Source organism: Micromonospora sp., from assembly GCF_048594385.1.
GTDB lineage: Bacteria > Actinomycetota > Actinomycetes > Mycobacteriales > Micromonosporaceae > Micromonospora > Micromonospora wenchangensis.
Window position 1 is genome coordinate 1 of record NZ_JBMDWU010000421.1, and the last position, 25,523, is coordinate 25,523.

The 25,523-nt window shown below is 73.7% G+C and carries 21 protein-coding genes; 11 read left to right on the forward strand and 10 right to left on the reverse strand.

Going from position 1 to position 25,523, the window contains the following annotated elements; all coding sequences use genetic code 11:
- Positions 1 to 35: 35 nt before the first annotated feature.
- Positions 36 to 1,037 carry a hypothetical protein gene (locus tag ACOJTC_RS22770; protein WP_420118410.1) on the reverse strand — a complete coding sequence of 334 codons (1,002 nt, stop codon included), beginning with the start codon at positions 1,035 to 1,037 and terminating at the stop codon, positions 36 to 38.
- Positions 1,038 to 1,584: 547 nt separating this feature from the next.
- On the opposite strand from ACOJTC_RS22770, the gene ACOJTC_RS22775 reads away from it, so the two are divergent.
- Complete coding sequence (locus tag ACOJTC_RS22775; protein ID WP_420118411.1) at positions 1,585 to 3,387, forward strand: glycoside hydrolase family 6 protein; 1,803 nt, start codon at positions 1,585 to 1,587, stop codon at positions 3,385 to 3,387.
- Between the two features lie 113 nt (positions 3,388 to 3,500).
- Here ACOJTC_RS22775 and ACOJTC_RS22780 read toward each other — a convergent pair whose 3' ends face one another.
- From ACOJTC_RS22780 to ACOJTC_RS22800, 5 genes are all read right to left on the reverse strand, one after another.
- Entirely contained in the window at positions 3,501 to 3,875 is a 375-nt protein-coding gene (locus tag ACOJTC_RS22780; RefSeq protein ID WP_204928115.1) for a hypothetical protein, read from the reverse strand.
- 72 nt (positions 3,876 to 3,947) lie between these two features.
- The gene (locus ACOJTC_RS22785) at positions 3,948 to 4,253 is read right to left on the reverse strand and encodes a hypothetical protein (protein WP_145921429.1); all 306 of its coding nucleotides are present in this window, start codon (positions 4,251 to 4,253) and stop codon (positions 3,948 to 3,950) included.
- Positions 4,254 to 4,284: 31 nt separating this feature from the next.
- Positions 4,285 to 5,943 carry a sodium:solute symporter family protein gene (locus ACOJTC_RS22790; RefSeq protein ID WP_420118412.1) on the reverse strand — a complete coding sequence of 553 codons (1,659 nt, stop codon included), beginning with the start codon at positions 5,941 to 5,943 and terminating at the stop codon, positions 4,285 to 4,287.
- Between the two features lie 214 nt (positions 5,944 to 6,157).
- A complete protein-coding gene (locus ACOJTC_RS22795; protein ID WP_420118413.1) occupies positions 6,158 to 7,258 on the reverse strand; it encodes a hypothetical protein in 1,101 nt (366 codons plus the stop codon).
- Between the two features lie 11 nt (positions 7,259 to 7,269).
- Positions 7,270 to 7,863 carry a hypothetical protein gene (locus tag ACOJTC_RS22800; protein WP_420118414.1) on the reverse strand — a complete coding sequence of 198 codons (594 nt, stop codon included), beginning with the start codon at positions 7,861 to 7,863 and terminating at the stop codon, positions 7,270 to 7,272.
- A gap of 432 nt (positions 7,864 to 8,295) precedes the next feature.
- On the opposite strand from ACOJTC_RS22800, the gene ACOJTC_RS22805 reads away from it, so the two are divergent.
- The 7 genes from ACOJTC_RS22805 to ACOJTC_RS22835 all read left to right on the forward strand — a co-directional run bounded on the left by ACOJTC_RS22805 (position 8,296) and on the right by ACOJTC_RS22835 (position 16,775).
- On the forward strand, positions 8,296 to 10,635 hold the full coding sequence (locus ACOJTC_RS22805; RefSeq protein ID WP_420118415.1) for a nitrate- and nitrite sensing domain-containing protein: 2,340 nt from the start codon (positions 8,296 to 8,298) through the stop codon (positions 10,633 to 10,635).
- On the forward strand, positions 10,635 to 11,057 hold the full coding sequence (locus ACOJTC_RS22810; RefSeq protein WP_204928110.1) for a roadblock/LC7 domain-containing protein: 423 nt from the start codon (positions 10,635 to 10,637) through the stop codon (positions 11,055 to 11,057). The genes ACOJTC_RS22805 and ACOJTC_RS22810 overlap by 1 nt, the downstream gene beginning before the upstream one ends.
- The gene (locus tag ACOJTC_RS22815) at positions 11,047 to 11,436 is read left to right on the forward strand and encodes a DUF742 domain-containing protein (RefSeq protein WP_204928109.1); all 390 of its coding nucleotides are present in this window, start codon (positions 11,047 to 11,049) and stop codon (positions 11,434 to 11,436) included. The genes ACOJTC_RS22810 and ACOJTC_RS22815 overlap by 11 nt, the downstream gene beginning before the upstream one ends.
- Entirely contained in the window at positions 11,417 to 12,019 is a 603-nt protein-coding gene (locus ACOJTC_RS22820; protein WP_145921422.1) for a GTP-binding protein, read from the forward strand. The genes ACOJTC_RS22815 and ACOJTC_RS22820 overlap by 20 nt, the downstream gene beginning before the upstream one ends.
- A gap of 109 nt (positions 12,020 to 12,128) precedes the next feature.
- Positions 12,129 to 13,160, forward strand: a complete 1,032-nt coding sequence (locus tag ACOJTC_RS22825; protein WP_420118416.1) for a lactonase family protein — start codon at positions 12,129 to 12,131, stop codon at positions 13,158 to 13,160.
- A 165-nt stretch (positions 13,161 to 13,325) separates the two neighbouring features.
- Positions 13,326 to 15,068, forward strand: a complete 1,743-nt coding sequence (locus ACOJTC_RS22830; protein ID WP_204928107.1) for a substrate-binding domain-containing protein — start codon at positions 13,326 to 13,328, stop codon at positions 15,066 to 15,068.
- 219 nt (positions 15,069 to 15,287) lie between these two features.
- Positions 15,288 to 16,775, forward strand: a complete 1,488-nt coding sequence (locus tag ACOJTC_RS22835; protein ID WP_204928106.1) for a sugar transferase — start codon at positions 15,288 to 15,290, stop codon at positions 16,773 to 16,775.
- Positions 16,776 to 16,814: 39 nt separating this feature from the next.
- Here ACOJTC_RS22835 and ACOJTC_RS22840 read toward each other — a convergent pair whose 3' ends face one another.
- Positions 16,815 to 17,948, reverse strand: a complete 1,134-nt coding sequence (locus tag ACOJTC_RS22840; protein WP_420118417.1) for a PP2C family protein-serine/threonine phosphatase — start codon at positions 17,946 to 17,948, stop codon at positions 16,815 to 16,817.
- Positions 17,949 to 18,042: 94 nt separating this feature from the next.
- Here ACOJTC_RS22840 and ACOJTC_RS22845 point away from each other — a divergent pair, with 94 nt between their 5' ends.
- On the forward strand, positions 18,043 to 18,558 hold the full coding sequence (locus tag ACOJTC_RS22845) for a MarR family transcriptional regulator (protein WP_420118422.1): 516 nt from the start codon (positions 18,043 to 18,045) through the stop codon (positions 18,556 to 18,558).
- A gap of 8 nt (positions 18,559 to 18,566) precedes the next feature.
- Here ACOJTC_RS22845 and ACOJTC_RS22850 read toward each other — a convergent pair whose 3' ends face one another.
- The 3 genes from ACOJTC_RS22850 to ACOJTC_RS22860 all read right to left on the reverse strand — a co-directional run bounded on the left by ACOJTC_RS22850 (position 18,567) and on the right by ACOJTC_RS22860 (position 22,675).
- Positions 18,567 to 19,610 (reverse strand): cobalamin B12-binding domain-containing protein, encoded by a 1,044-nt coding sequence (locus ACOJTC_RS22850; RefSeq protein ID WP_420118418.1) that lies wholly within the window; start codon positions 19,608 to 19,610, stop codon positions 18,567 to 18,569.
- A complete protein-coding gene (locus ACOJTC_RS22855; RefSeq protein ID WP_420118419.1) occupies positions 19,607 to 21,283 on the reverse strand; it encodes a SpoIIE family protein phosphatase in 1,677 nt (558 codons plus the stop codon). The genes ACOJTC_RS22850 and ACOJTC_RS22855 overlap by 4 nt, the downstream gene beginning before the upstream one ends.
- Before the next feature lie 129 nt (positions 21,284 to 21,412).
- The gene (locus tag ACOJTC_RS22860; RefSeq protein ID WP_420118420.1) at positions 21,413 to 22,675 is read right to left on the reverse strand and encodes an ROK family protein; all 1,263 of its coding nucleotides are present in this window, start codon (positions 22,673 to 22,675) and stop codon (positions 21,413 to 21,415) included.
- A 70-nt stretch (positions 22,676 to 22,745) separates the two neighbouring features.
- Between ACOJTC_RS22860 and xylA the strand changes: the two genes are divergently transcribed.
- Positions 22,746 to 23,933 (forward strand): xylose isomerase, encoded by a 1,188-nt coding sequence (gene xylA, locus ACOJTC_RS22865; protein WP_357927966.1) that lies wholly within the window; start codon positions 22,746 to 22,748, stop codon positions 23,931 to 23,933.
- A gap of 11 nt (positions 23,934 to 23,944) precedes the next feature.
- Positions 23,945 to 25,453: a xylulokinase gene (locus ACOJTC_RS22870; protein WP_420118421.1), complete on the forward strand. Its 1,509-nt coding sequence runs from the start codon at positions 23,945 to 23,947 to the stop codon at positions 25,451 to 25,453.
- Positions 25,454 to 25,523 lie beyond the last annotated feature (70 nt).

Genomic DNA, 25,523 nt, shown 5'->3' on the forward strand with positions numbered 1-25,523 from the left:
TCCCGTGACGGCCGCCGGCCCGTGTCGCCGTCGGGTCAGCCGAGCTCATCGGCCCGACGCCGGCGCATCAGCACGATGCCGCCGAGGGCGGCCGCGCCGATCATGCCGGCCCCGCCGGCGACCATGCCCCGGTCGGCACCGGTGGTGGTCATCCCACCGTCACCGCCGTCGACGTGGCCCTTCGGCAGGACGACCAGTTCGCCCTCGCCGCACGAGCCGTTCAGCTCGTACCGGCCCGGACGGGCGTCCCGGGACACCTCGGCCTCGCCGTAGTAGACGAAGTCCTTCTTGTGCTCCCAGCCGCCCTCGTCCTTGCCGTAACCGGACTCCTCGTCGTGGCCGTAGCCGGACTCGTCGTCCTGGCCGTAGCCCTCGTGGCCCTGCCAGTCGCCCTCGTCGGACTCCTCGTCCCAGCCGGGCTTGCCGTGCTCGCCGGACTCCTCGCCGGGCTTGCCGTGTTCCTCGCCCTTGCCCTCGTCAGGCTTGCCGTGCTCGTCGCCCTTGCCCTCGTCGGGCTTGCCGCCGTGGTCCGGGCCCTGGTCGGCGGCCATGAAGCCACCGCCCTGGCCGCCCGCCGGGGGCTGACCGCCGTCCGCCGGGGGCTGTCCACCCTCGGCCGGGGGCTGCGGCTTGGGGCCGTTGTCGTCGGGACCCTTGCCGTGGTCCTCGCCCTTGCCCTCCTCGGGCTTGCCGTGCTCGTCGCCCTTGCCCTCTTCGCCCTTGCCGTGGTCCTCGCCCCTGCCCTCGTCGTCCTTCCAGCCGCCGTGTTCCTCGCCGCGGCCCTCGGCGGGCTTGAGTTTGACCTTGCCGGTGACCTTGGACCAGACGAAGGCGTGTTCCTGCGCCTCCGGGCAGATCTCGATGAGCTTGACCTTGTCGCCGGGCTTGACGACATGCGGCTTGGCGATGACCTTGCCGTCCCGGCTCTCGCCGTCGTGGTGACCGTCCGCGAACGCGATCCCCGGCGTGAACACCAGAAGGGACGCGCCACCGAGAGCGGCACCCGCGACAACCTTCCCGAGCATCTTGTTAGCCATGACCTGCGTCACTCCATCCCCTGTTGTCCTGAGCCCGACGACAGTCGAGCTATGACCGACGTTAGACGGTTTCATGACTTATTCGGGGAAAGATTCGTGTTTTCGGCTTTACCGATGATGCGCGCCTTACGCCCCCTGGGCCGCTTGTGTCGGTGTTACCACCCGGCTGCGCGGTCGGGGCGCTGCCGGCCGGGCTGGGCGGAGATAGGCTCGTAGCGGCCCGGATGCCGGTCCGGGCGTTGCGGCCAGGTTGCCGCGAAGTATCGAGCCATTGCCATGGAAGCGCTCCCATGCAAGAATCGCTGCACGCGGTTCGGGGAGCCACACCGCGCACGGCAGAGGTCGAGGGCAACCGGTGCACCGGACGACATCGCCGCCGACCGGTCCGTGCGGGCCGGTGAAGCTCACCACCACCATGCCCGTCCTCCGGGTCGGGCAACCCCCCGAGATGTCCCGTTGGCGCCGGGCTCGTCCGTACCCCAGGACGCTCACGCGCCACTTGCCGGTCCCCTCGTGGTGCCGGTCTCGCCCAAGGAGTGCAAAAGGCATGAATCTGTGGAGAAGTCTGTCCGCCCGACGCCGGGCGTTCGCCCTCACCGGGGCGAGCGTGCTGGTCGCGGGCGGGCTGGTGACCCTCCCGGTCACCGCGGCGCAGGCCGCCACCCAGTGCAGCATCGACTACACCACCAACGACTGGTCCGGTGGCTTCACCGCGAACGTCACCATCCGCAACGTGGGTGACCCGATCAGCAACTGGACCCTCGGCTTCACCTTCCCCAACAGCAGCCAGCGAGTGACCCAGGGCTGGTCGGCCAAGTGGTCCCAGAGCGGCCAGAACGTGACCGCCACCAACGAGTCCTACAACGGCTCGCTGGGTCGCGGCGGCAGCACCACCCTCGGCTTCAACGGCTCGTGGAGCGGCAGCAACCCCAAGCCGACCTCGTTCACCCTGAACGGTGTGGTCTGCAACGGTGGCACCACGCCCACCACCCCGCCGCCCACCTCGCCTCCGCCGACCACCCCGCCGCCCACCACGCCTCCGCCCACCACCCCGCCGCCCACCACGCCTCCGCCCACCACGCCCCCGCCGGGGCAGAAGGTGGACAACCCCTACGCCGGGGTCAAGGGCTACGTGAACCCGGAGTGGAAGGCCAAGGCGGACGCCGAGGCCGGTGGCAGCCGGGTCTCCAACAACCCGACCGCCGTGTGGCTGGACCGGATCGCCGCGATCAACGGCACCCCGGACAGCAGCTCCAACGGCGCGATGGGCGTCAAGGACCACCTGGACGCCGCGCTCGCCCAGGGCGCCGGCTACATCCAGTTCGTGATCTACAACCTGCCCGGCCGGGACTGCTCCGCGCTCGCCTCCAACGGTGAGCTGGCCGCCGATGAGCTGCCGCGCTACAAGTCGGAGTACATCGACCCGATCGCCGCGATCCAGCGGGACGCCAAGTACGCCAGCCTGCGGATCATCAACATCATCGAGATCGACTCGCTGCCGAACCTGGTCACCAACACCTCCGGCAACGCCGGTGGCACGGTGCAGTGTGACGTGGTGAAGGCCAACGGCGCGTACGTCAACGGTGTCGGCTACGCCCTGGCCAAGCTGGGCGCGATCGGCAACGTCTACAACTACATCGACGCCGGCCACCACGGCTGGCTGGGCTGGGACACCAACTTCGGCCCGACCGCCGACATCCTGAAGACCGCCGCCGTCGCCTCCGGCAGCACCGTGAACAACGTGCACGGCTTCATCACCAACACGGCGAACTACTCCGCCCTGAAGGAGCCGTACATCAAGATCACCGACTCGGTGAACGGCCAGACCGTCCGCCAGTCCAAGTGGATCGACTGGAACTACTACGTCGACGAGCTGTCGTTCGCCCAGGCGTTCCGCGACAAGCTGGTCTCGGTCGGCTTCAACAGCAACATCGGCATGCTGATCGACACCTCCCGTAACGGCTGGGGCGGCACCGCCCGGCCCACCGGCCCGGGCGCGACGACCAGCGTCGACACCTACGTCAACGGTGGTCGCATCGACCGTCGTCTGCACGCCGGCAACTGGTGCAACCAGGCCGGTGCGGGTCTCGGCGAGCGGCCGAAGGCCAACCCCGAGCCGGGCATCGACGCCTACGTCTGGGTGAAGCCCCCGGGTGAGTCCGACGGCTCCAGCTCCCTCATCCCGAACAACGAGGGCAAGGGCTTCGACCGGATGTGCGACCCGACCTACACCGGTAACGCCCGCAACGGCAACAGCATGAGCGGCGCGCTGCCCAACGCTCCGATCTCCGGCGCCTGGTTCTCCGCCCAGTTCCAGGAGCTCATGAAGAACGCCTACCCGGCGCTCTGACGAACCAGCCCGCCGCGGCTGGAGTGAGGCACTGACGCGGCGGGCGCACCCGGGCCCCCCCGTGTGGGGGGGCGGGGGGCCCACCCGTGTGCCGGGCCGCTGTCGCGCCGGCCTCAGGGGACGGTACGTTCCACCGCGGCCCGACCCATCTCGGCCAGGTCACGCCGGGCCCGCTCCAGGTTCTCCGGGGTCAGGTCCTGCCCGCGCGCCATGACCAGATCCTCCGGTTCCCAGGGCTGCTCCGCCCCGGTACGGATGTTGTCCCCACCGGCCCCGGTGCCGGTACCGGTGGCTCCGGTCCCGGCGGCGTACGGGTCACCGATCAGCTCCTCGGTCGTACCACCGGGCTGGTCACCCGGCGCGACGAACGCCGGGTCGGCGGGACCGGCGCCGCCCCGGGAGAACCGCGGCACGGTGGAGTCGTCGTCCACCGCGGCGGCCACCTCCGGGCGCTCCTCCAGCGGTCGGTTCGGGTCACGGTCGGTCATGGTGCCGCCCTCCTGTCCCAGACGCTTCCCGCGTCCCGGGTACCCCCTCCGGGCGACCCCATGCCGGGCGGATCAAACCTCCCGGGCCTCCTCGGCGCTGGGCGGCACCACCGGGCGCAGCCACTGCCAGGCCAGCATGAACAGCCCGAAGGCCAGCATCGCCAGCCCGGCCCAGAGGTTGATCCGGACGCCCTGCGCCTTGTCGATCTCGGCAGCCGAGTCGAAGAGACCGACCAGGCCGACGATCACCCCGTACACCACGAAGAGACCACCGATGACCCGGCGGATGTCGAACAGCCGGGCGGCGGCGGACCGCTTGCGTTCGTTCTCGGTCTCGGCGACCTGCGGGTCGTTCGCGCGTTCGCTGTGCTGGTCCACGCCTGCGCCTCCCTCTCGTGACGGACCGGGCTCAGAAGACCGGGATGTAGAAGAGCACGGCCAGCACCAGCGCGATCGCGCCGAGCAGCACCGGCGACCGCCACCAGACCTGGTCCCCGGCGAGCACGTCGCCCTTCAGGTCGATCCCACCCATCCCGTAGACCAGACCCTGCAACTCCTCGGCCCGCTTGGGGCGGGTCAGCGGGGTGACCACCGCCGCGACCACGGCGACCGTGACGAAGGCGATGCCCGCGCCCCAGAAGCTCTCCTCCAGGTCGGAGTTGAAGCGCACCACGCCGGCCTTGTAGAGCAGGTAGGTCGCCAGCGCGGCCAGGGTGCCCGCCAGCAGCGACCAGAAACCGGCGAGCGCGCTCATCCGCTTCCAGAACATGCCGATGATGAAGGTGGCGAACAGCGGGGCGTTGAACAGGGAGAACAGCGCCTGGATGTAGTTCATGATGTTGCTGAACCCGGCGGCGATGAACGCGGTGCCGATGCCCACCACGACCCCGCCCACGGTGGCGATCCGCCCGATCCGGATGTAGTACTCGTCGGACCGTTCCTTGCGGACGTACGCCTGCCAGATGTCGTAGGTGAAGACGGTGTTGAAGCCGCTGACGTTGGCCGCCATGCCGGCCATGAACGAGGCGACCAGGCCGGTGACCGCGATCCCGAGCACCCCGTTGGGCAGCAGGTCGCGCATCAGCAGCGGAATCGCGTTGTTGTAGACCAGGTCACCGGACTCGGCCCCCAGCCCCTTGACGGTGACCAGCGCGATCAGGCCCGGGATCACGGTCACCGCCGGGATGACCAGCTTCGGGTACGCGGCGATGATCGGCGTACGCCGGGCGGCGCTCATGTTCTTGGCCGACAGGGCCCGCTGCACCTCGGCGAAGTTGGTGGTCCAGTAGCCGAAGGAGAGCACGAAACCGAGCCCGAACACGATGCCCAGCCAGTGCGCGCCGAGCGGGTTCGCGGTGCTGCCGGTGCCCTCCCAGGCGTGCAGCCCGGCCTCGCCCAGCTTCGTGTCGCGCACCGAGTCCATCAGGCCGGACCAGCCGCCCACCTTGACCAGGCCGATGACGGTGATCGGCACCAGCCCGGCGATGATGACGAAGAACTGGAGCACCTCGTTGTAGATCGCGCCGGAGAGCCCGCCGACGGTGATGTAGGCCAGCACGATCGCCGCGCCGACGACGATCGCCAGCCAGAGCGGCCAGCCGAGCAGCGCCTGCATGATCAGCGCCAGCGCGTACAGGTTGACCCCGGCGATCAGCACCTGGGCGACCGCGAAGCTGATCGCGTTCAGCAGGTGGGTCGGGCGGTTGAACCGCAGCCGCAGGTACTCCGGGACGCTGCGCACCCGGGAGCCGTAGTAGAACGGCATCATCACGATGCCCAGGAAGATCATCGCCGGGACGGCGCCGATCCAGTAGTAGTGGACGGTCATGATGCCGTACTGCGCGCCGTTGGCGGCCATCCCGATGATCTCCAGGGCGCCCAGGTTGGCCGAGACGAAGGCCAGGCCGGTCACCCAGGCGGGCAGCGAACGCCCGGAGAGGAAGAAGTCGACGCTGGTGCGGATCGCCCGGCGGGCGGCGAAACCGACCCCGAGCACGGTGACGAAGTAGAGCGCGAGGATTCCGTAATCCAGCACGTTCATGTTCAGTCTGAGCCCGGCACCGTCCATCGTCCGCCACCCTTCGATGCGCCGTCCACGCTCGCCGGGCGCGCTATTACCCCTCCTGCGGGCTTTCATGCCGGACGTCCGGGTTGATTCGGCGGGCGGACCGTCGACGCCCCGGCCGGGAGTGTCCCGGCCGGGGCGTCGATAAAGGTGGAGCACCGGCGCTGGGCCGTCCGGTGCGGTGCCGGAGCCGTCCGCCCGGCGGTTCGGTGGCGGTTCAGCGGCCCAGCACGCGGTCCAGGAAGTCGCGGTACCGCCGGACGGCCACCCGGAGCTGTTCGGTGTCGGCCTCGTCGGCACCCTGCCAGCCGCCCAGCTTCTCCTTCTGCGCGGCGAGCGCCTCGGAGAGCGCCGCGATCGCCTCCTCGACGAGCGACTGCGCCTCGCCGGCCGCATCCCGGGGGTCGTCGACGAACCGGAGCTGCACGTCGCGCCACCGGTCCCGGAAGCCCTGCGCGGCGTCCGCCTCGAACAGGGTCGCGGCGTCGCTGGGCACGTTCGCGCCCGTCGACCGGTCGGCGGCACCGGCCACCGCAGCGGCGGCACCGGCCGCGCCGACGCCGGCCGCCGTCGACCCGTCACCGTCGGGCGTCGCGTCCGGGTCGACCATCGCCGGGGTGGCGCTGCCGTAGCCGGCGGCGTCGGTCACCGGTGCCGGCCGGTCGGTGTCCCGGTCCGGACCGGTGGCGTTGACGTCCCCGGTGTCGATGTCGTCGTCGGCGGCGCGGTCGGCCGACCAGCGGTCCCGGTCGTGGATGCGGTCCGCCGCGGTCGGGTCGGCCCGCTCGTCGTCGAAGGGCCCGGTCCGCCCCGGCGCCCCGTCACCGGGCACGGCGAGGTCCTCGTCCCGGGCGTCCCGCTCGTCCTGCGGTCGTCCGCCGGCCAGCGCCGACGCGGCCACCGCGTCGCCCACACTGGTCGCCCCGAAGGCGGTGGGCAGCGGCGCGGGCTCGTGGAACTCCGGCCGCCGGTCCCCGTCCGGGTCGCTACCGGCCGGCGTCTCCCGGTCGGTCGCCAGGTCGGCGTCGTCACCGGAGCGCGGGCGGGTGAGGGGCAACCCGTCGTCGTTCCGCGGGCCGTGGTAGCCGTCGTGGTTGTCGAAGCCGTCCCGGTCGTCGAAGCCGTCACCGTCGGTGCCGTCGTCGTCGTGGTCGATGGCGTCCCGGTCGTCGACGCCGTCGCGGTCCCGGTCGTCGCGGGCCGTGGCGTGCCGGCCGACGGGGTCGGCGTCCACCGCGTCCGGCGGCGGCACCGCCACCGGGGTGGACCTGACGACCTCGGGGTGGTCGGTGGTCGACTGCTGCTCGTCCTGGCGCATGGCGGTTCTCCTCAGCGGGTGGTGGCGTCCTGCGGGCTGTCCGGGTGCTGCTGCTCCGGGAGGCGGTGCCCGACCGGCTCCTCGCCGAGCAGGTCGGCGACGAGGGCGCGGTAGTGGACGACGGCCTGCCGGAGATCCTCGGTGCCGGCCTCGCCACGCTCGTTGCGCAGCCGGATCTCGTGCGCCTCCCGGTAGTGGGTCAGGGTGCGGGCATGCTCCACCGACAGGTGCGCGGCCTGCTCGGCGAACTCCCCGGTCGGGTAGCCCCGGTCGGCGATCAGGCGGCTGACCAGCTCGTCGGCGTCACCGACGGCCTCGGCCGGCGAGTCGACGAAGCGGACCTGGAGTTCCTCCCAGGCGGCGGCGTACCGGGCCCGGTCGGTCGGGCTGAGCGGGGTGAGCGTCAACTCCGCGTGGCGACGCTCCCGCTCGCGCAGCTCCCGTTCGGCGGCACCGCGGCTGTCCTGCTCCGCGACCACCCGGTCGTACTCGGGGCCGAACCGGGACCGCAGGGCGCGTCGGCGGTTGGCCACCACGGCCACGGCGACCAGCGCCGCCACCACCAGTACGGCGAGAACCAGTAGGACTATCTGCGTGGGCGACATGGCTCCTCCTTCGCCCTGCGGTATTCCCTCCCCACACTGATCACCAATCCCGATCCGGCGAATTTCCTCCGCACATGCCGATCCTGACCGGGACGAAGCGGCCACGGCGTGCGTCCGGGCCCGATCGGGTGGAAATCCGATCACATTTTTCCATCGGTCCCGCCGGCCGGCGGGGAGTCGGCGCGGGTGCCCGCCGGCCGGAGCCGATGCCTGATCAACCCGGTTACGGCCTGGTCGGATGCCGGTCGGCCAGGGGCGGCCCGGCGGGCGGTGGGGCGGCGACGCAGCGGTAACGCCGCAAGACGCACGGTAGTGCTGAGCGTCAGGATTACGTATCCTGCCCAAGGTGCCGTGCCGGTGCCCGGCATCGATGCCGGAACCGCCCGGTCGGTGCCGGCGCCACCGCCGACACTCCCGCCCGGGCGAGGACTCATGGACACCCGCGACTGGCCGATCCGCGCCAAGCTGACCGCCCTGGTCGTCACCCCGGTGGCCGCCCTCCTGGCGCTCTGGATCTTCGCCACGACGTTGACCTTCGGGCCGGCGCTCGACCTGCTCGCCGCCCGGACCCTGCTCGCGGACTTCGGCCGTCCCGGCGAACGGGTCGTGGCCGAGCTGCAACGGGAGCGGCGGGCCTCGGTGATCCAACTGGCCGGCACCGGCACCCTGCCCGCCCTCGCCGACCAGCGGCGACGCACCGACGAGGCGATCGTCGAGCTGCGCCGGAGGATGGACGGCGACGCGCTGCGGGACGCCGCCGGTGACCTGCTCAACGCCCGGCTCGACGCGCTCGGCGCCGCCCTGGAGGCGTTGCCTGCCGGCCGGGGGTTCATCGACCGCCGGCAGGTCGACCGGGCCGGCGCCATCGGCCTGTACAGCGGCATGATCTCCTCGGCCTTCCAGGCGTTCGCCGCGACGGCGGCGCTGCCCGACGCCGAGTTGAACCGTCAGGCGCTCGCCCTGACCGCGGTCGGTCGCTCCCGCGAACTGCTCGGCCAGACCGACGCGATCCTCGCCGGGGCGTTCGTCGCCGGCCGGTTCACCGAGGGCGAGCACCTGCGGCTGGTGCAGACCATCGCCAACGAACGGTTCCTCGCCGAGTCGGCGGTGGCCGACCTGCCGGCCGCCGACCGGGCCGCCTACCAGCGGCTGGTGGAGGGGGAGGTGTTCGTCCGGCTCCGCACCATGCAGGAGCAGCTGCTCAGCGCGGGGCCGTCCGGCCTCCCGCCGATCGACCCGCGTACCTGGCAGGTCAGCCAGGAGGCCGTCCAGCAGGAGCTGCGCGACTTCGAACTCAGCCAGGCCGACGGGCTGGCCGAACGGTCCGTGCCGGTCGCCGTCACGATCCTGCTGCGCCTCGGCGTCGCCGGGGTGCTGGGCCTCGTCGCGATCGGGGTGTCGCTGCTGGTCGCCTTCCGGGTCGGGCGGACGCTGGCCCGCAGGTTGTCCGCCGTGCGCAACGCGGCGCTGGAACTGGCCGGGCACCGGCTGCCCGACGTGGTGGCCCGGCTGCGCCGGGGCGAGCAGGTCGACGTGGCCCGGGAGGCCCCGCCGCTGTCCTACGGTGCCGACGAGATCGGCGATGTCGGCCGGGCGTTCACCGAGGTCTCCCGGGTGGCGGTGCGCTCGGCGATCGACGAGGTGACGCTGCGTCGGGGGTTGAACGAGGTCTTCCTCAACCTCGCCCGGCGCAGCCAGGGCCTGGTGCACCGGCAGCTCGCCGTGCTCGACCGGATGGAGCGCCGCGCCGAGGACCCGGACGAGCTGGCCGAGCTGTTCCGCGTCGACCACCTGGCGACCCGGCTGCGTCGGCACGCCGAGGACCTGGTCATCCTGGCCGGGGCGGCGCCGGGCCGGGGTTGGCGGCAGCCGGTCGCCCTGCTGGACGTGCTGCGTGGCGCGATCTCCGAGGTTGAGGCGTACGACCGGGTGGACATCAGCCGGGTCGAGCCGGCCGGGCTGCTCGGCCGGGCCGTCGCCGACGTCATCCACCTGCTCGCCGAGCTGATCGAGAACGCGACCGCCTTCTCCCCGCCCGAGCGTCGGGTCGAGGTGGCCGGAGCACCGGCCGTCGACGGCTACCTCGTCGAGATCACCGACCACGGGCTCGGGATGACGCCGCAGGCGGTCGAGGACGCCAACAAGCGGCTGGCCAGCCCGCCCGAGTTCGACCCGGCCGACAGCGCCCGGCTCGGCCTGTTCGTGGTCTCCCGGCTGGCCGCCCGGCACGGCGTGCGGGTCACCCTGCGGGCCGGGACGCCGGTCGGGCTCACCGCGCTGGTGAGCCTCCCGGCCGACCTGATCACCGAGGAGCCGCCGATCGCCCCGCCGACCCGGGACCGCCCGGCGGCGTCGGTGACCCGGCTGACCACCCTGCCCCGACCGCGGACCACCCGGACCACCCGGGAACGGCCGGACCAGACGGTGCTGCCGTTCGCGCCGGCCCGTACCTCGGCCGTGGAGGCCGCCGACGGCGACGGTCTGCCCCGCCGGGTCCGTCGCCGGGGTCCGGTGGCCCGCCCCCCGCGCCCGACGGCCGGCCCCGACCCGACCACCACCCGCTCTCCCGAGGAGGTGCGGCGGCAGATGTCGGCCCTGCAGGCCGGCACCGCCCGGGGGCGGCTGGACAGCAGCGGCGTCCACCCGGTCGCGCCGGCCGGGCCCGCCCCGACCGCGGGCGGCGACCCGGGGCGGTCCGACGCCGGGGCATCCCCGTCGCCGGCCGGCCCGGTGGCGACGCCCGATTCGACCGCGACTGAGAGGGACGCCTAGTGGTGCACACGACACGGCAGAACGCCGATCTCGGCTGGTTGCTCGACGAACTGGTGGAGCGGGTGCCGGCGGCCCAGCAGGCGGTGGTCCTCTCCGCCGACGGCCTGCTGCTCGGTGCGTCCGCCGGGCTGGAGCGGTCCGATGCCGAACACCTCTGCGCGCTGGCCTCGGGCTTCTCCAGCCTGGCCAAGGGGGCCAGCCGGCAGTTGGCCGCCGGTGGCGTCCGGCAGACGGTGGTGGAGATGGAGGAGGCGTACCTCTTCGTCACCGCCGCCGGGCAGGGTGCCTGCCTGGCGGTGGCCTGCGCGGCGGACGCCGACATCGGCCTGGTGGCCTACGAGATGGCGATGCTGGTCGTCCGGGTCGGCGAGAACCTGACCGCGCCGGCCAGGGCGGCGGCGGGGATCGCCGATGCGGGCTGAGCAGCCGGGTCACCAGCACGAGTGGCTGGACGGCGCGGCCGGTCCGGTGGTGCGCCCGTACACCCTCACCGGTGGCCGGGTGCGGCCCGCCGTCGGCGGCTTCGACCTGGTGGCGTATGTGCTGGCCGCAGCGGGTGTCGACCCGTACGGCCAGCCGGGGCTGCAACCCGAGCACCGTCGGCTGGTGGAGTACGCCCGGCAGCCGGTGGCGGTGGTGGATCTCGCGGCCGACCTGGATCTCGCCCTCGGGGTGGTCCAGGTACTCCTCGGTGACCTGCTCGCCCGTGGGCTGGTCACCGTGCACGAACCGCCGGCCGCCGCCGGCCTTCCCGACGACGACATCCTCAAGGCGGTGGTCAGTGGACTACGTGCGCTCTGATCGCGACTCCTCAGCGGGCCGGCTGCCGCTGGCTCTCAAGATCCTCATTGCCGGTGGCTTCGGCGCCGGCAAGACGACGCTGGTGAGCGCGCTCAGCGAGGTCCGGCCGTTGCAGACCGAGGAGGTGCTGACCGACGCCGGCATCGGCACCGACGACCTGTCCGGGGTGGAGGGCAAGTCGACCACCACCGTGGCGATGGACTTCGGCCGGATCACCATCACCGACGATCTCCAGGTCTATCTGTTCGGCACCCCCGGGCAGGACCGGTTCTGGTTCCTCTGGGACGAGTTGGCCTTCGGCGCGCTCGGCGCGGTGGTGCTGGCCGACACCCGCCGGCTGGCCGACTGTTTCCCGTCGATCGACTACTTCGAGCAGCGCGGTATCCCGTTCGTGGTGGGGGTCAACTGTTTCGAGGACACCCGCCGGTTCGGCGTCGACGCGGTGCGACAGGCGTTGGACATCGAACCGGAGGTGCCGGTGATGCTCTGCGATGCCCGGGACCGGCAGTCCGGCAAGCTGGTGCTGATCTCGCTGGTCGAGCACGTGGCCCGGCAGCGCGGCGAACCGGTCCCGGTAGGCTGACCGGCCCCGCGCCCCGCCGGGGTGGGAAACCCGGGAAACCGGGGATGGCGGCGGGTGATTGCGGGAAGCCTGGGCAGCGACGGCGGGATTTCGGCGAAGGGGTGGTCCGGTGACGGGAACGATCGTCCACATCGGCGGTTACACGGCGGAGACGGGCGGGCGCGGGGAGGGCATCGTCGCCGCCCGGCGGGACCCGGAGTCGGGGAGGCTGACCCCGCTCGGCACGGTCGCGGTGACCCCGGCGCCGTCCTTCCTCGTCCGGCACCCGTCCCTGCCGGTGCTCTACGCGGTCAACGAGCTGCCCGAGGGCCAGGTGAGCGCCTTCGCGGTCGGTCCCGACGGCGGGCTGACCCCGCTGGGGGTCCGGTCGACCGGTGGTGCCGAGCCGGCGCACCTGGCGGTCGCCCCGGACGGCGGGCACCTCTTCGTCGCCAACTACGGCGGGGGCAGCGTCGCCGTCCTGCCGCTGGACGGGCAGGGGGTGCCCGGGGACCGTACCGATCTGGTGGTCCACCAGGGGCACGGCCCGGACCCGCAGCGGCAGGAGCAGGCGCACTGCCACATGGTGTCGCCCGATCCCGGCACCGGCCCGCTGCTCGCCGTCGACCTGGGCACCGACTCGGTCTACCGGTACGACCTGGACGCCGCCACCGGCCGGCTGACCCCGCGCGCACCCCGGGTGCACACGGTCGCGGGCACCGGCCCCCGGCACCTGGCCCGGCATCCCGACGGGCGGCGCTGCTGGCTCTCCGGTGAGCTGGACGCGACGGTGACCGCCTACGAGCTGACCGTCGACGGGGCGCTGCACCAGCTCGGCCGGGTGGACGCCAGCGGCCGGTCCGGTCACGTCCAGCCGTCGGAGATCACGGTCGGCCCGGACGGCCGGTTCCTCTACCTGGGCAACCGGGGGGTCGGCACGGTGGCGGTCTTCGCCCTCGACGGGGAGCTGCCCCGGCTGGTCGACGAGGTCGACACCGGCGGGGAGTGGCCCCGGCACTTCGCGTTCTCCGGCCGGCACCTGTATGTCGCCGACGAGCGGGCCGACATGGTCCGGGTGTTTTGGGTCGACCCCGAGTCGGGCGTGCCGTCGCCGGTGGGCGAGCCGGTGCCCACCGGGAGTCCGACCTGCGTACTGCCCTGACGTACGTCCGTCCGGGGTGGAGGGGTGCCACGTCACGAGACGATTTAGTTACTCACGGTGTCGAAATAGTGATCAACTGTTTCTCCTGCGTAACTTTCGTCCGAACGGTCATGGCAGAAAGCGAACGAGATACGCAAGATGGTCAGCGTGTCTGGCCGCCATCGCATGCGTTCAAGTATCCGTGGAGCGGGCGCCGCCGTGGCGGCGACCGCACTCGTCGTCGTGGTCGGCGGCTCCTGGGTCGGTTACCAGCAGTTGGCCGGACCGTCCTGCTCAGGGGAGATCCAGCTCGCGGTGGCCGCCGCGCCCGAGGTCGCGCCGGCCGTCGAGGCGGCGGCGGCCCAGTGGACGACGGACGGGGCGGCGGTCGGTGGCACCTGCATCAAGGTGAACGTCACCGCCTCCGAACCGGTGGAGGTGGCCGCCGCGGTGGCCAGCAAGCACGGGGCCAGCCTCGCCGGGGTGGGGCAGGCCAGCGGCACCGCGGTCACGCCCGACGTGTGGATTCCGGACTCGTCGACCTGGCTGCTGCGCCTCAAGAGCGGCGGCGCCACCGCGTTCGCCCCCGGCAACGGCGCCTCGATCGCCCGCAGCCCCATCGTGGTGGCCATGCCGCAGCCGGTGGCCAGCACCAAGTTCGGCTGGCCGGAGAAGAAGCTCACCTGGAACGACATGCTGCGTGCCGTCCGCAGCGACAAGCCGCTGCGGGCCGGCATCGTCGAGCCGACCCAGGACGCCGCCGGGCTCTCCGGCCTGCTCTCCCTGACCGCCGCGGCCAGCGGCGGGGGCGGCGACGCCCAGCAGGCGACCACGGCCGCCCTGCGGGCGCTGGCCACCGGCCGCTCGGCGCTGCGGCAGGACCTGCTGGCCCGGTTCCCGCGCTCCAACGACCCGACCTCCATCGCCAGCGCGCTCGGCGCCGCCGCGCTGTCGGAGGAGGACGTCATCGCCTACAACAACACCAAGCCGCCGATCCCGCTGGCCGCGCTCTACCTGGAGCCGTCGCCGATGCCGCTGGACTACCCGTACGCGGTGCTCCCGGGGATCGACCAGAGCAAGGCGTCGGCGGCGAAGGTGCTCTTCGAACTGCTCACCACGCAGAGCTTCAAGAACCGGCTGGCCGTGCAGTCGCTGCGGGCCCCGGACGGCAACTGGGGCGACGGCTTCAAGGCACCGCAGGGCGCGCCGAGCCCGGCCGGCGGCGGTACCGCCGTGCCCCCGTCCGGCGGGACCGCCGCCGGTGGCCTGGACCCGGTGGCCATAGACCGTGCGGTCTCCGGCTGGTCGATCGCCACCCAGTCCGGGCGGATGCTCTGCGTCATCGACGTCTCCGGTTCGATGAAGACCCCCGTCCCGTCGGCCAACAACGCCAGCCGGGAACAGGTGACCGTGGCGGCGGCCAGCCGGGGCCTGAACCTGTTCGACGACTCCTGGTCGATCGGGCTGTGGACCTTCTCCACCGAGCTGGTCGGCTCGCGGGACTGGCGGGAGATCGAGCCGATCAACCCGCTGTCCGGCAACCGGGGCAAGCTGGAGCAGGGGCTCGCCGGTATCCGCCCGTCCAGCGGCGACACCGGCCTGTACGACACCATGCTGGCGGCGTACAAGAACGTCCAGGACGGGTGGGAGCCCGGCCGGGTCAACTCGGTGGTGCTGTTCACCGACGGTAAGAACGAGGACAAGAACGGTATTTCGCAGAGCTCGCTGATCAGCCGGCTCAAGCAGCTCAACGACCCGGAGCGCCCGGTGCAGGTGGTCATCATCGGCATCGGCAGCGAGGTCTCCAAGGCCGAACTCCAGTCCATCACCAACGTCACCGGTGGCGGCGCCTTCGTCACCGAGGACCCGTCCAAGATCGGTGACATCTTCCTGAAGGCCATCGCGTTGCGCCCGAACGCACCGCGCTGAGCCCTCGCACAGTGCACAGGGGCCACTGCATTCGGTGAGAATCGGTTGCGGTGGTGGGATTCCTCCGTCTCGGCGGCGAAAGAAAACTGACAGTAATGCGTCCGAAGCAATAGGTGAGCATCATTGTGGGGCAGGATGTCGGGAGCGCTCCGGCCGGCCACCCCCTCCAGAGGTGAGCACCGGGCTCGGAGCCGACCAGTGTGATGTGGGGGAGGTTGGGTGACCTCGGCGACGCTGTCCACGCCCGTCCGTACCCCGCCGTCGGCGCCCGGTGGCCGATCGGCGGGTACTCGATCCCGGACCAGTCAGCGGGGCTACGTCCGGACGCTCGTGGTGCTGGACACCGCTGTGCTGTCGCTGGCGGTCCTCGCCGGCTACGCCACCCGCTTCGGTGATGCCGTGCCACGCGGCTCGGAGATCCCGTACGTGCTGGTCGCGCCGGCCCTGGTGCTGGTCTGGCTGGTCTCGCTCAAGGCGCTGCGCTGCTACGACGACCGGGTGCTCGGCTACGGTGCGGACGAGTACCGGCGGGTCAGCGGGGCGAGCCTGCGACTGGCCGGCGGGGTCGCGATCGCCGGCTACATCTTCGACGCCGGGGTGTCCCGGGGCTTCCTCGGCATCTCCTTCGCCGTCGGCACCGTCGGGCTGGTGGCCACCCGGTTCGCCGCCCGCAAGGCACTGCACCGGGCCCGCTGCCGGGGCGACGGCTGGTCCCGCCGGGTCCTCGTCGTCGGGGACACCGCGCACGTGCTGGAGCTGGTGCACACCCTGCGCCGGGAGCCGTACGCCGGCTACCACGTGGTCGGCGCGTGCATCCCCGACGCGCTGCTCGCACCCGTACCGCAGCGGCTCAGCGACGTGCCGGTGGTGGGTTCCCTGCGGGGCATCCCCGAGGCCGCCGCCGCGATCGGCGCGGACACCGTCGCGGTCACCGCGTCCGGCGAGCTGACCGCGACCCGGCTGCGCCGGCTGGGCTGGCAGCTGGAGGGCACCGGGATCGACCTGGTCGTCGCCCCCGCCCTCACCGACGTCGCCGGCCCACGCATCCACACCCGCCCGGTGGCCGGCCTGCCGCTGATCCACGTCGAGGCACCGGAGTTCCGGGGGGCCCGCAAGCTGGTCAAGGAGTTCGTCGACCGGTCCGCCGCAGCGGTGGCGCTGGCGCTGCTGCTGCCCCTGGTGGCGCTGATCGCGCTGGCCGTCCGGCTGGACAGCCGGGGGCCGGTGCTGTTCCGGCAGACCCGGGTCGGGCAGGGCGGCCGGGAGTTCGGGGTGTTGAAGTTCCGCACCATGGTGGTCAACGCCGACGCGATGCTGGCCGAGCTGGTCGCCCGTAACGAGACCAACGGCCTGATGTTCAAGATGCGCGACGACCCGCGGGTCACCCGGATCGGGCGGCTGCTGCGCAAGTGGTCGCTCGACGAACTGCCTCAGCTGGTCAACGTGCTGCTCGGCCAGATGAGCCTGGTCGGCCCGCGCCCGCCGCTGCCGTCCGAGGTGGCCCGCTACGACGGCGACGTGGCCCGCCGCCTGCTGGTCAAGCCGGGCATGACCGGCCTCTGGCAGGTCAGCGGCCGGTCCGACCTGAGCTGGGAGGACGGCATCCGGCTGGACCTTTACTACGTGGAGAACTGGTCGCTCGCCGCCGACCTGACCATCCTGTGGAAGACCTTCGGCGCGGTGCTGCGCGGGCGCGGAGCGTACTGACCGCCGGGCCCGGCGCCGTACGCGCCGGGCCCGCCGGTCTCACTCCTGCGGGCCGGTCCAGTCCAGGCAGACCACCACCGCGTCGTCGACCAGATCACCGGCGACGAAGGCGCGCAGGTCGCCGATGAGCGAGCGGACCGCGTCCAGCGGCGTCATCGGTCCGGTACGCCGCAGGAAACGGTCCAGCGCCGTCTCGCCGTACCGGACGTGCTGCCCGGTCGCGTCGATCACGCCGTCGCTGAGCACGAACAGCCGGTCGCCACGGCGCAGCTCGAAGCTCTGGTGCCGGTAGTCGGTGCCCTCGAACATGCCCAGCGGGAACTGCTTGTCGAGCACCTGCTCGCTGACCTCCCCGTCGCGCAGCAGCACCAGCCGGGGCGACCCGGCGTCCACCGCCGTCAGCACCCCGGTGGCCAGATCCAGCTCCATCACCAGGGCGGACAGGTGCTGTTCGCCCCGGTGCAGGGCGTAGACCGCCTGGTCGGCGAGGGCGACCTGGTCGGCGAGGGCCAGTCCGCCCCGGCGCGCGTTGCGCAACGCGTGGGTGGCAAGCGCGGTGAGCATCGAGGCGGCCACCCCCTCACCGGTGCCGTTGATGGCCGACAGCCACAGCCGGGTGCCGTCGTCGGACCAGTCGAAGCTGTCCCCGCGCACCGCGTAGGCCGGTTCGAGCTGGCCGGCGAGGCGGAACGACGGCCGGTCCCGGCTGCGCCCCGGCAGCAGTTCCCACTGCATCTCGGCGGCGAGGGTGAGCCGGCGGGCCCGGCGGGAGGCCCGGTAGACGTCGGTGCCGGCGGTGACCGCGGCCAACTCGTGCCCCAGGGCGGTGGCGATGCGGGTCAGCTCCTCGACCGCCGTCCGGTCGTCGGGCACCGGGGTCAACCGCAGCACCCCGCGCCGCTCACCCCGCATGCCGACGGGGAACCAGCCGATCCCGTCGGCGAGCACCGGCTGCTGGTGGTCGTAGCAGCGCCAGGCCGGGTGACCGGGCCCGGTCAGCGGGTCGCCGCCGCCCAGCGGCAGCAGCACCGACAGCCGGTAGTCGACCTGGAACAGCTCCACGTCGGTGATCCGGTACGTCTGCCCCAGCTCGTCGGCGAGCCGTGCCAGCAGCAGGTCCGCGGGTGACTCGGTCAGCACCCGTCGGACCCGGCACTCGGCTCCGCTTGTCATGTACGCCTCCTGACAGCGCAGATCCCCTGGTACGGGGGGTAGTCTCGGGCCCACCATGGCCGAAGAAAGCGGTCCTAGCGGACCAGACGTGAGTATGGCCGCCGAGCTGGACGCCGCGACAGGGGCCCTGCTCTCCGTGTGGGAGGCGGCCCGGGAGAGCACCACCAGCCGGCTGTCCAGCGCGCAGTTACGTGCCGTCATGGTGGTCGAACGGCACGACGGGATCAACCTGCGCCGGCTCGCCACCCTGCTCAACATGCTGCTCTCCTCGGCGAGCCGGCTCTGCGACCGGCTGGTCGCCGCCGGCATGCTGGAGCGGGAGCCGGGCCGGTCGGACCGGCGGGAGATCGCCCTGCACCTGACCCCGGAGGCGACCCGCCTCCTGGCCGAGCTGCGCCGGGACCGCCGGCAGCGGCTCGCCGCCGTGCTGGCCGGGATGAGCGGGGAGGGCCGGGGGGCGTTGCTGCGCGGGCTGGTGGAGTTCGACCGGGTGGCGCGGGCCCGGGAGAGGGAGGGCGGGCCGGTGGTCGAGTTACCGTCCGCGCCGTCCGCGCCGTCCGCGCCGCGGAGCCGGCCCGGCGACGGCACCCCGGCGGCCCGTTCGGCCTGACCCGGCGGTCACGGGCTGGTGGTCAACAGCGTCCGGGCCCGACGCAGGTACTCCCCGGCACGGGGGTGCTCGGTCAGCGCGGTGGCGCACACCCGGAGCGTGGTGTCCAGCAGTGGGGAGCCATCCCGGGCGTCGGGCAGCTCCGTCTGCCAGCGGACGAACTCGACCAGCAGCCCCGGGTCGCCGATCCGGATCGCCGCGGCCAGCGCGTCGACCAGCTGCGCGACCGCGCCCGCGACCTCCTCGACCCGGTCGGGCGCGGGGGTCACCTCGCGGAGCACGAGCTGCACGAGGTCGCGGCGGCGGCGCAGCACCGCGACGCACTCGTCGGTGCCGGTCGCCGGCCCGGAACCGGCGTGCGGTGCCGGGCACAGCGGGCCGGCCAGCAGCCGGGCCGCGTCCCGGGCGGTCGCCCCCCAGGCGGCGGCGCCGACGGCGGCGGCCCAGCGGCCGTCCGGGCCGAAACCCGGGCCACCTGCCACCACCGGCACCCCGGCCGCCCGGCACGCCTCGATCATCCGCCCCGCCCGGATCAGCCGGCTCGGCTGCACGCAGCTCAGCAGTACCGCGTCCGGGCCGGTCTGGTGCAGGTAGGAGACCAGGTGCCGGACCGGCACGCTGGCACCGAGGAAGGTGACCCGCCAGCCGGCGGCGCGGACCACCTCGACGACGATCCGGGCGGCCAACGCGTGCCACTCGCCCTCGACGCAGGCCATCACCACGTGCCCCCGCTCGCCCGTGGGGCCGCTGCGGGCGGCGACCGCCTCGACCACCTGCTCGCTGACGTGGGTGGCGGCGTGCTCCTGGGCGACGCTCCACCGGCCGGTCAGCCAGCGCAGCCCCACCTCGCGCTGGGTCACGGCGACCAGGTCCACCAGGACGTCGGCCACCGACGAGCCGGCGTCCAGCAACCCGGTCGCGATCCGGGTGGCGGCGGGCAGGTCGGCCCGGTCCAGACAGTCGAGGTACGCCGCGACGACCTCCGGGCCCACCACGGCCGGCCCGGCCGGCGGGCCCGCAGCCGTAGCGGCCGGCCCGGTCGGTCGGCTCACGCCGGGTCCGCCGTGCGGACGGCCAGCAGCGCGATGTCGTCGTGGCTCTCCCCGTCCAGCCACTCGTCGACGAGTTGGAGCAGCCAGTCGACCACGGCGGCGGGCGGCAGGCCGGCCACCGCGGCGAGCGCCTGCCGTAGCCGCTGCTCGCCGAACATCTCGACGGCCGCCGCGCCGCCGCGTGCCTCGGTCACCCCGTCGGTGTACGCCAGCAGCAGCTCACCCGGGGCGAGGCGCACCTCCACCTCGACGAAGGTCGCCGAGGCGAACGCACCGATCGGCATCCCGCCCACCCGGGCCTCGACGATGCTGCCGTCGGCGCGTACCACCAGTGGGGACGGGTGCCCGCCGCCGGCGATACGGACCCGCAGGCCGCCGTCGTCCCCCGGTTCGGTGGTGCCCAGCAGCAGGGTGGTGAACTGGCTGCGCCGGGCGGCGTCCGGGGAGTCGAACAACGCCCGGTTGAGCAGGGTGACGAGTTCCCGGGGACGCTGCTCGACCAGCCGCAGGGTCTGCAACGACTGGCGTACCCGGCCGGTGAGCACGGCCGCGCCGACCCCCTTGCCGCAGACGTCGCCGAGGGCGAACAGGGCGCCGGTGGCGGTGCGGAAGACCTCGTAGAAGTCGCCGCCGATGCGCAGGCTGTCCCCGGCGGAACGGTAACCGCCGGCGAGGGTGACGCCGGGCACCTGGGGCAGTTCCGGGGGGAGCAGGCTGTGCTGGAGCACCCGGGCCAGGTGGGCCTGCTCGCCGTACAGTTCGGCGGCGGCGACCGCGGAGCCGGCGCGGGCGGCGAACTCCCGGGCCAGCTCGATGTCGCGCTGGTCGAAGCCGGGCCGGCCGACCCGCCGGACCAGGATCAACGCGCCGGTCGGCCCGCCGGCGCTGGGCATCGGGCTGATCAGCACGGTGCCGGGACGGCCGAAGTCCGGCGGCAGGACGGCGCCCAGGTCGGCCAGTTCGGCGTCGAGCCAGGGGCTGGGGTCGGTGGTCGCGCCGCTGAGCGCCTCGACGAGCCCGGGGACCGCGCCGGTCAGCTCCGGGCCGGCGACCCCACCGACCGGGGCGGGGTCGCCGTCGGCGTACCGCAGCCAGTGCGGGACGTCCTCGCCGGGTTGCGGGGGCCGGTGCACGACCAGTGCCGCGTCGGCCAGGTCGGGCACGGGCAGGGTGACGGCGCTGCGGAGGGTCTGCTCGCGGTGCAGCGAGAGCCCGAGCCGGCTGCCGGCCCGGGCCAGGAACGCGGTGCGGGACCGCTCGGCGAGCAACGCGTCGGTGCGGGCGTGTTCGTCGGTGACGTCCCGCACGTACCAGGCGCAGCCCCCGCCGGCCAGCGGGCGGCAGACCCCGCGCAGCCGGCGTCCCCGGTGCTCGGCGTCGAACGTCGCGGCGTCCCCGGTGACCGCGCGGGCCAACGCCGGCACGGTGCCCGACGTCAGGTCGGTGCCGGGGACCAGCTCGGGCAGGAGCTGCCCGGCCATCGCGTTGACCAGGGTGACCCGCCCGGCCCGGTCGGTGGTGACCACCGCCTCGGCGAGCCCGTCGAGCAGTTCCCGGGCGAGCTGCGGGTCGGCCGGCAGCGGGCCGTCCGGCGACGGGTGGGCCGGTGCGCGGGACACCCGTCCGCCCCCGCTCACCGGGCCGGCGTGCCCGCCCCGGTGGGTCGTCGTCACCGCCGGTCGCCGGGCGCGTCGGTCTGTCGACCTCTGCGCATGCTGGGAGTGCTCTCCTCGGTAGGAAATCCTTGCCTCAGGTAAAGCGTACCGAGGTGGGCCGACGATCGGCCAGCGAGGAACCGGGGGTCATCCCGGGCGGGAGAGCCAGCCGGACGGCCGGGCGATGATCCGGCGTACCACCGCACCGGCCCCGCCGACGGCGGCGGACTCGGCCCCGAGCGCCGCCGGACGGACGGTCACCGGGGACCACCCGCTGGTGAGCACCCGGGCGTCGAGTTCGGCCAGCACCGGCGGGCACAGCCACTGCGCGAGGGTCGCGTATCCGCCGCCGAGCACCACGGTGTCCAGATCGAGCAGGTTCACCACCCCGGAGACGGCCACCCCGAGCGCGGTGCCGGCGGCGTGCAGCGCGTCGAGCGCGGCCGGGTCGCCCGAGCAGGCCAGGTCGGCCAGCCGGCGGGCGGCGGTGTCGGCCGGCAGGTCCACCCCGGCCAGCCCGGCCGCGGCCAGCACGGCCTCCTGCCCGGCGTACGTCTCCAGGCAGCCGCGTGCGCCGCAGCGGCAGGTGGGGCCGCCCGGGTCGACAGGTACGTGGCCCAGTTCGCCGCTCCACCCCCGGGAGCCCCGGAACAGCGCCCCGTCGAGCACGATCCCGGCGCCGATGCCGATCTCGCCGGAGACGTGCAGGAAGCTCTGCGGGCCGCCGGGGCGGGCGTGCAGCTCGCCCAGCGCGGCGAGGTTCGCCTCGTTCTCCACCACCAGCGGCGGCACCCCGTCGACCGGGTCGGTGAGGGCGGGATGGTCGGCGAGCAGGGCCGGCACGTCGACGTCGCGCCAGCCGAGGTTGGGGGCGAGCCGGACCAGGCCGCGCGCGTCGACCAGCCCCGGCACGGCCAGGGCCGCCCCGGCCAGGCCGAGCCCGGCGGCGTCGGCGGCGGTACGCGCCCGACGGGCCAGGGCGACCAGGTCGGTGAGCGCGTCGGCGGGGGAGAGCGGGCGCAGGTCGACCCGGCGCACCTCGTGGTGCCGGACGGCGCCGGTGAGGTCGACCACGCAGGCGGCGAGGTAGTCGACGTTGACCTCCAGGCCGAGCCCCGCCGGCCCGGTGTCGCCGAGCAGCAGTCCCCGGGCGGGGCGGCCGGCACCGGTGCGCGGCGCGGGGTCGGCCTCGGTGACCAGCCGGCCGGCGATCAGGTCGTCGACGACGGCCGACACGGTGGCCCGGGTCAGGCCGGTGTCGGCGGCGATCTCGGCCCGCGACGGCGGCCGGCCGGTGCTGGCGATCCGTCGCAGCACCACGGCGAGGTTGAGTTCGCGCAGGCTTCCCTGGCGGACCGCGCCGACGGTCCGGGTCTCGGTCACCCCTTGACAGTGCCACAGCACGGCCATTTAATTCAACCACTGAACAAATTGCGGGTCACCCACCCACCGCCACCATCATCCCCACCGGAGGTCTGCCATGGCACCCCGTCCCACCCCCGCCGACAAGTTCTCCTTCGGGCTCTGGACGGTGGGCTGGCAGGCCCGTGACCCGTTCGGCGACGCCACCCGCCCCGAGCTGGACGCCGTCGAGGCCGTGCACCGGCTCGCCGAGCTGGGCGCGTACGGCATCACGTTCCACGACGACGACCTGATCCCGTTCGGCGCCGACAACGCCGCCCGGGAGGCGCAGCTCGCCCGGTTCCGCAAGGCCCTCGACGAGACCGGCCTGGTCGTGCCGATGGTCACCACCAACCTCTTCACCCACCCGGTGTTCAAGGACGGCGGCTTCACCAGCAACGACCGTGACGTCCGCCGCTACGCGCTGCGCAAGGTGCTGCGCAACGTCGACCTCGCCGCCGACCTGGGCGCCAAGACCTTCGTCATGTGGGGTGGCCGGGAAGGCTCCGAGTACGACGTCGCCAAGGACATCCGGGCCGCGCTGGACCGCTACCGCGAGGCCGTCGACGTGCTCTGCCAGTACGTCGTCGACCAGGGCTACGACCTGCGGTTCGCCATCGAGCCCAAGCCGAACGAGCCGCGCGGCGACATCCTGCTCCCCACCGTCGGGCACGCCCTGGCGTTCATCTCCGAGCTGGCCCGGCCCGAGATGGTCGGCCTCAACCCGGAGGTCGGGCACGAGCAGATGGCCGGCCTCAACTACGCCCACGGCATCGCCCAGGCGCTCTGGCAGGGCAAGCTGTTCCACCTCGACCTCAACGGCCAGCGCGGCATCAAGTACGACCAGGACCTGGTCTTCGGCCACGGCGACCTGATGAACGCGTTCGCCCTGGTGGACCTGCTGGAGAACGGCGGCCCCAACGGTGGCCCGGCGTACGACGGCCCGCGTCACTTCGACTACAAGCCCTCCCGCACCGAGGACATCGCCGGGGTGTGGGCGTCGGCCGAGGCCAACATGGCGACCTACCTGCTGCTCAAGGAGCGGGCGGCGGCGTTCCGGGCCGACCCGGAGGTGGTCGAGGCGCTCGCCGCCAGCAAGGTCGGCGAGCTGGCCAGCCCGACGCTGGGCGACGGTGAGGGCTACGCCGGGCTGCTCGCCGACCGGTCCGCGTTCGAGGAGTTCGACGTGGACGCGACGGCGGCGAAGGGCTTCGCCTTCGTCCGGCTCAACCAGCTCGCCGTCGAGCACCTGCTCGGCGCGCGCTGAGGCGGCCCGGCATGCCGCTCGTCGCCGGGGTGGACTCGTCCACCCAGTCCTGCAAGGTGGTGATCCGGGACGCGGAGACCGGCGCGCTGGTCCGTGAGGGCCGCGCGCCGCACCCGGACGGCACCGAGGTCGACCCACGGGCCTGGTGGGATGCCCTGCTGGCCGCCGTCGAGGCGGCCGGCGGGCTGGCCGACGTGGCGGCCGTGTCGGTCGCCGGCCAGCAGCACGGCATGGTCTGCCTGGACGAGGCGGGTGAGGTCGTCCGGCCGGCGCTGCTGTGGAACGACACCCGGTCCGCCGACGCGGCCCGGGACCTGATCGCCGAGGCCGGCGGCGGGGAGACCGGCCGCCGGTTCTGGGCCGACGCGGTGGGGCTGGTCCCGGTGGCCAGCTTCACCGCCACCAAGCTGCGCTGGCTGGCCCGGCACGAGCCGGAGCGGGCCGCCCGGGTCGCCGCCGTCTGCCTGCCGCACGACTGGCTGACCTGGCGGTTGGCGGGTGCTCCCGACCTGGCGGCGCTGCGCACCGACCGGGGTGACGCCAGCGGCACCGGCTACTGGTCGCCGGTGACCGGGCAGTACCGCCCTGACCTGCTGGAACGGGCATTCGGCCGGGTCGTCGAGGTGCCCACGGTGCTCGGCCCGGCCGAGCAGGCCGGCGTGCTCGACCCGGCCGTGCTGGCCGGCGGTCGGGCAGCGTCGGTCGGGGACGCCGGTCGGCCCGACGGTGCCCCGGCCGCGCCGTCGCCGGGCGGGGACATCCTGCTCGGTCCCGGCACCGGGGACAATGCCGCCGCCGCGTTGGGTGTCGGGGCCGGTCCGGGTGACGTGGTCGTCTCGATCGGCACCTCGGGCACGGTCTTCGCGGTGGCGGACACGCCGGCCGCCGACGCCGGTGGCGCGGTGGCCGGGTTCGCCGACGCGACCGGCCGGTTCCTGCCGCTGGTCTGCACGCTCAACGCGGCCCGGGTGCTCGACTCGGCGGCGACGCTGCTCGGCGTCGACCTCGACACCCTGTCCGAGCTGGCGTTGAGCGCCCCACCCGGGGCCGACGGCCTGGTCATGGTGCCCTACCTGGAGGGGGAGCGGACCCCGGACCGCCCCACCGCCACCGGCTCGGTGCACGGCCTCACCCTGCGCACCGCCACCCCGGCGCACCTGGCCCGGGCGGCGGTGGAGGGGATGCTCTGCGCGCTGGCCGACGGCCTCGACGCGCTGGTCGCCCAGGGCGCGACGGTCGAGCGGGTGATCCTGGTCGGCGGCGGGGCCCGCTCGGCGGCGGTCCGCCGGATCGCACCGCAGGTCTTCGGCCGTCCCGTGGTGGTGCCCCCGCCCGGGGAGTACGTCGCCGACGGCGCGGCCCGCCAGGCCGCCTGGGTCGCCCTGGGTGGCGCGACGCCACCGGACTGGGCACCGAAGGACACCGAGGAGTACGCGGCGGAGCCCGTCCCCGCCATCCGCCAGCGGTACGCCGAGGCCCGCGACCACACCCTCGACCGGGTGGCCGTGCCGGGGGAGTGACCACCCACCCGACCGACGACGTCGGCCGGTGACCGGCGCACGGGGGGCCGGTCACCGGCCGTCGGCCGGT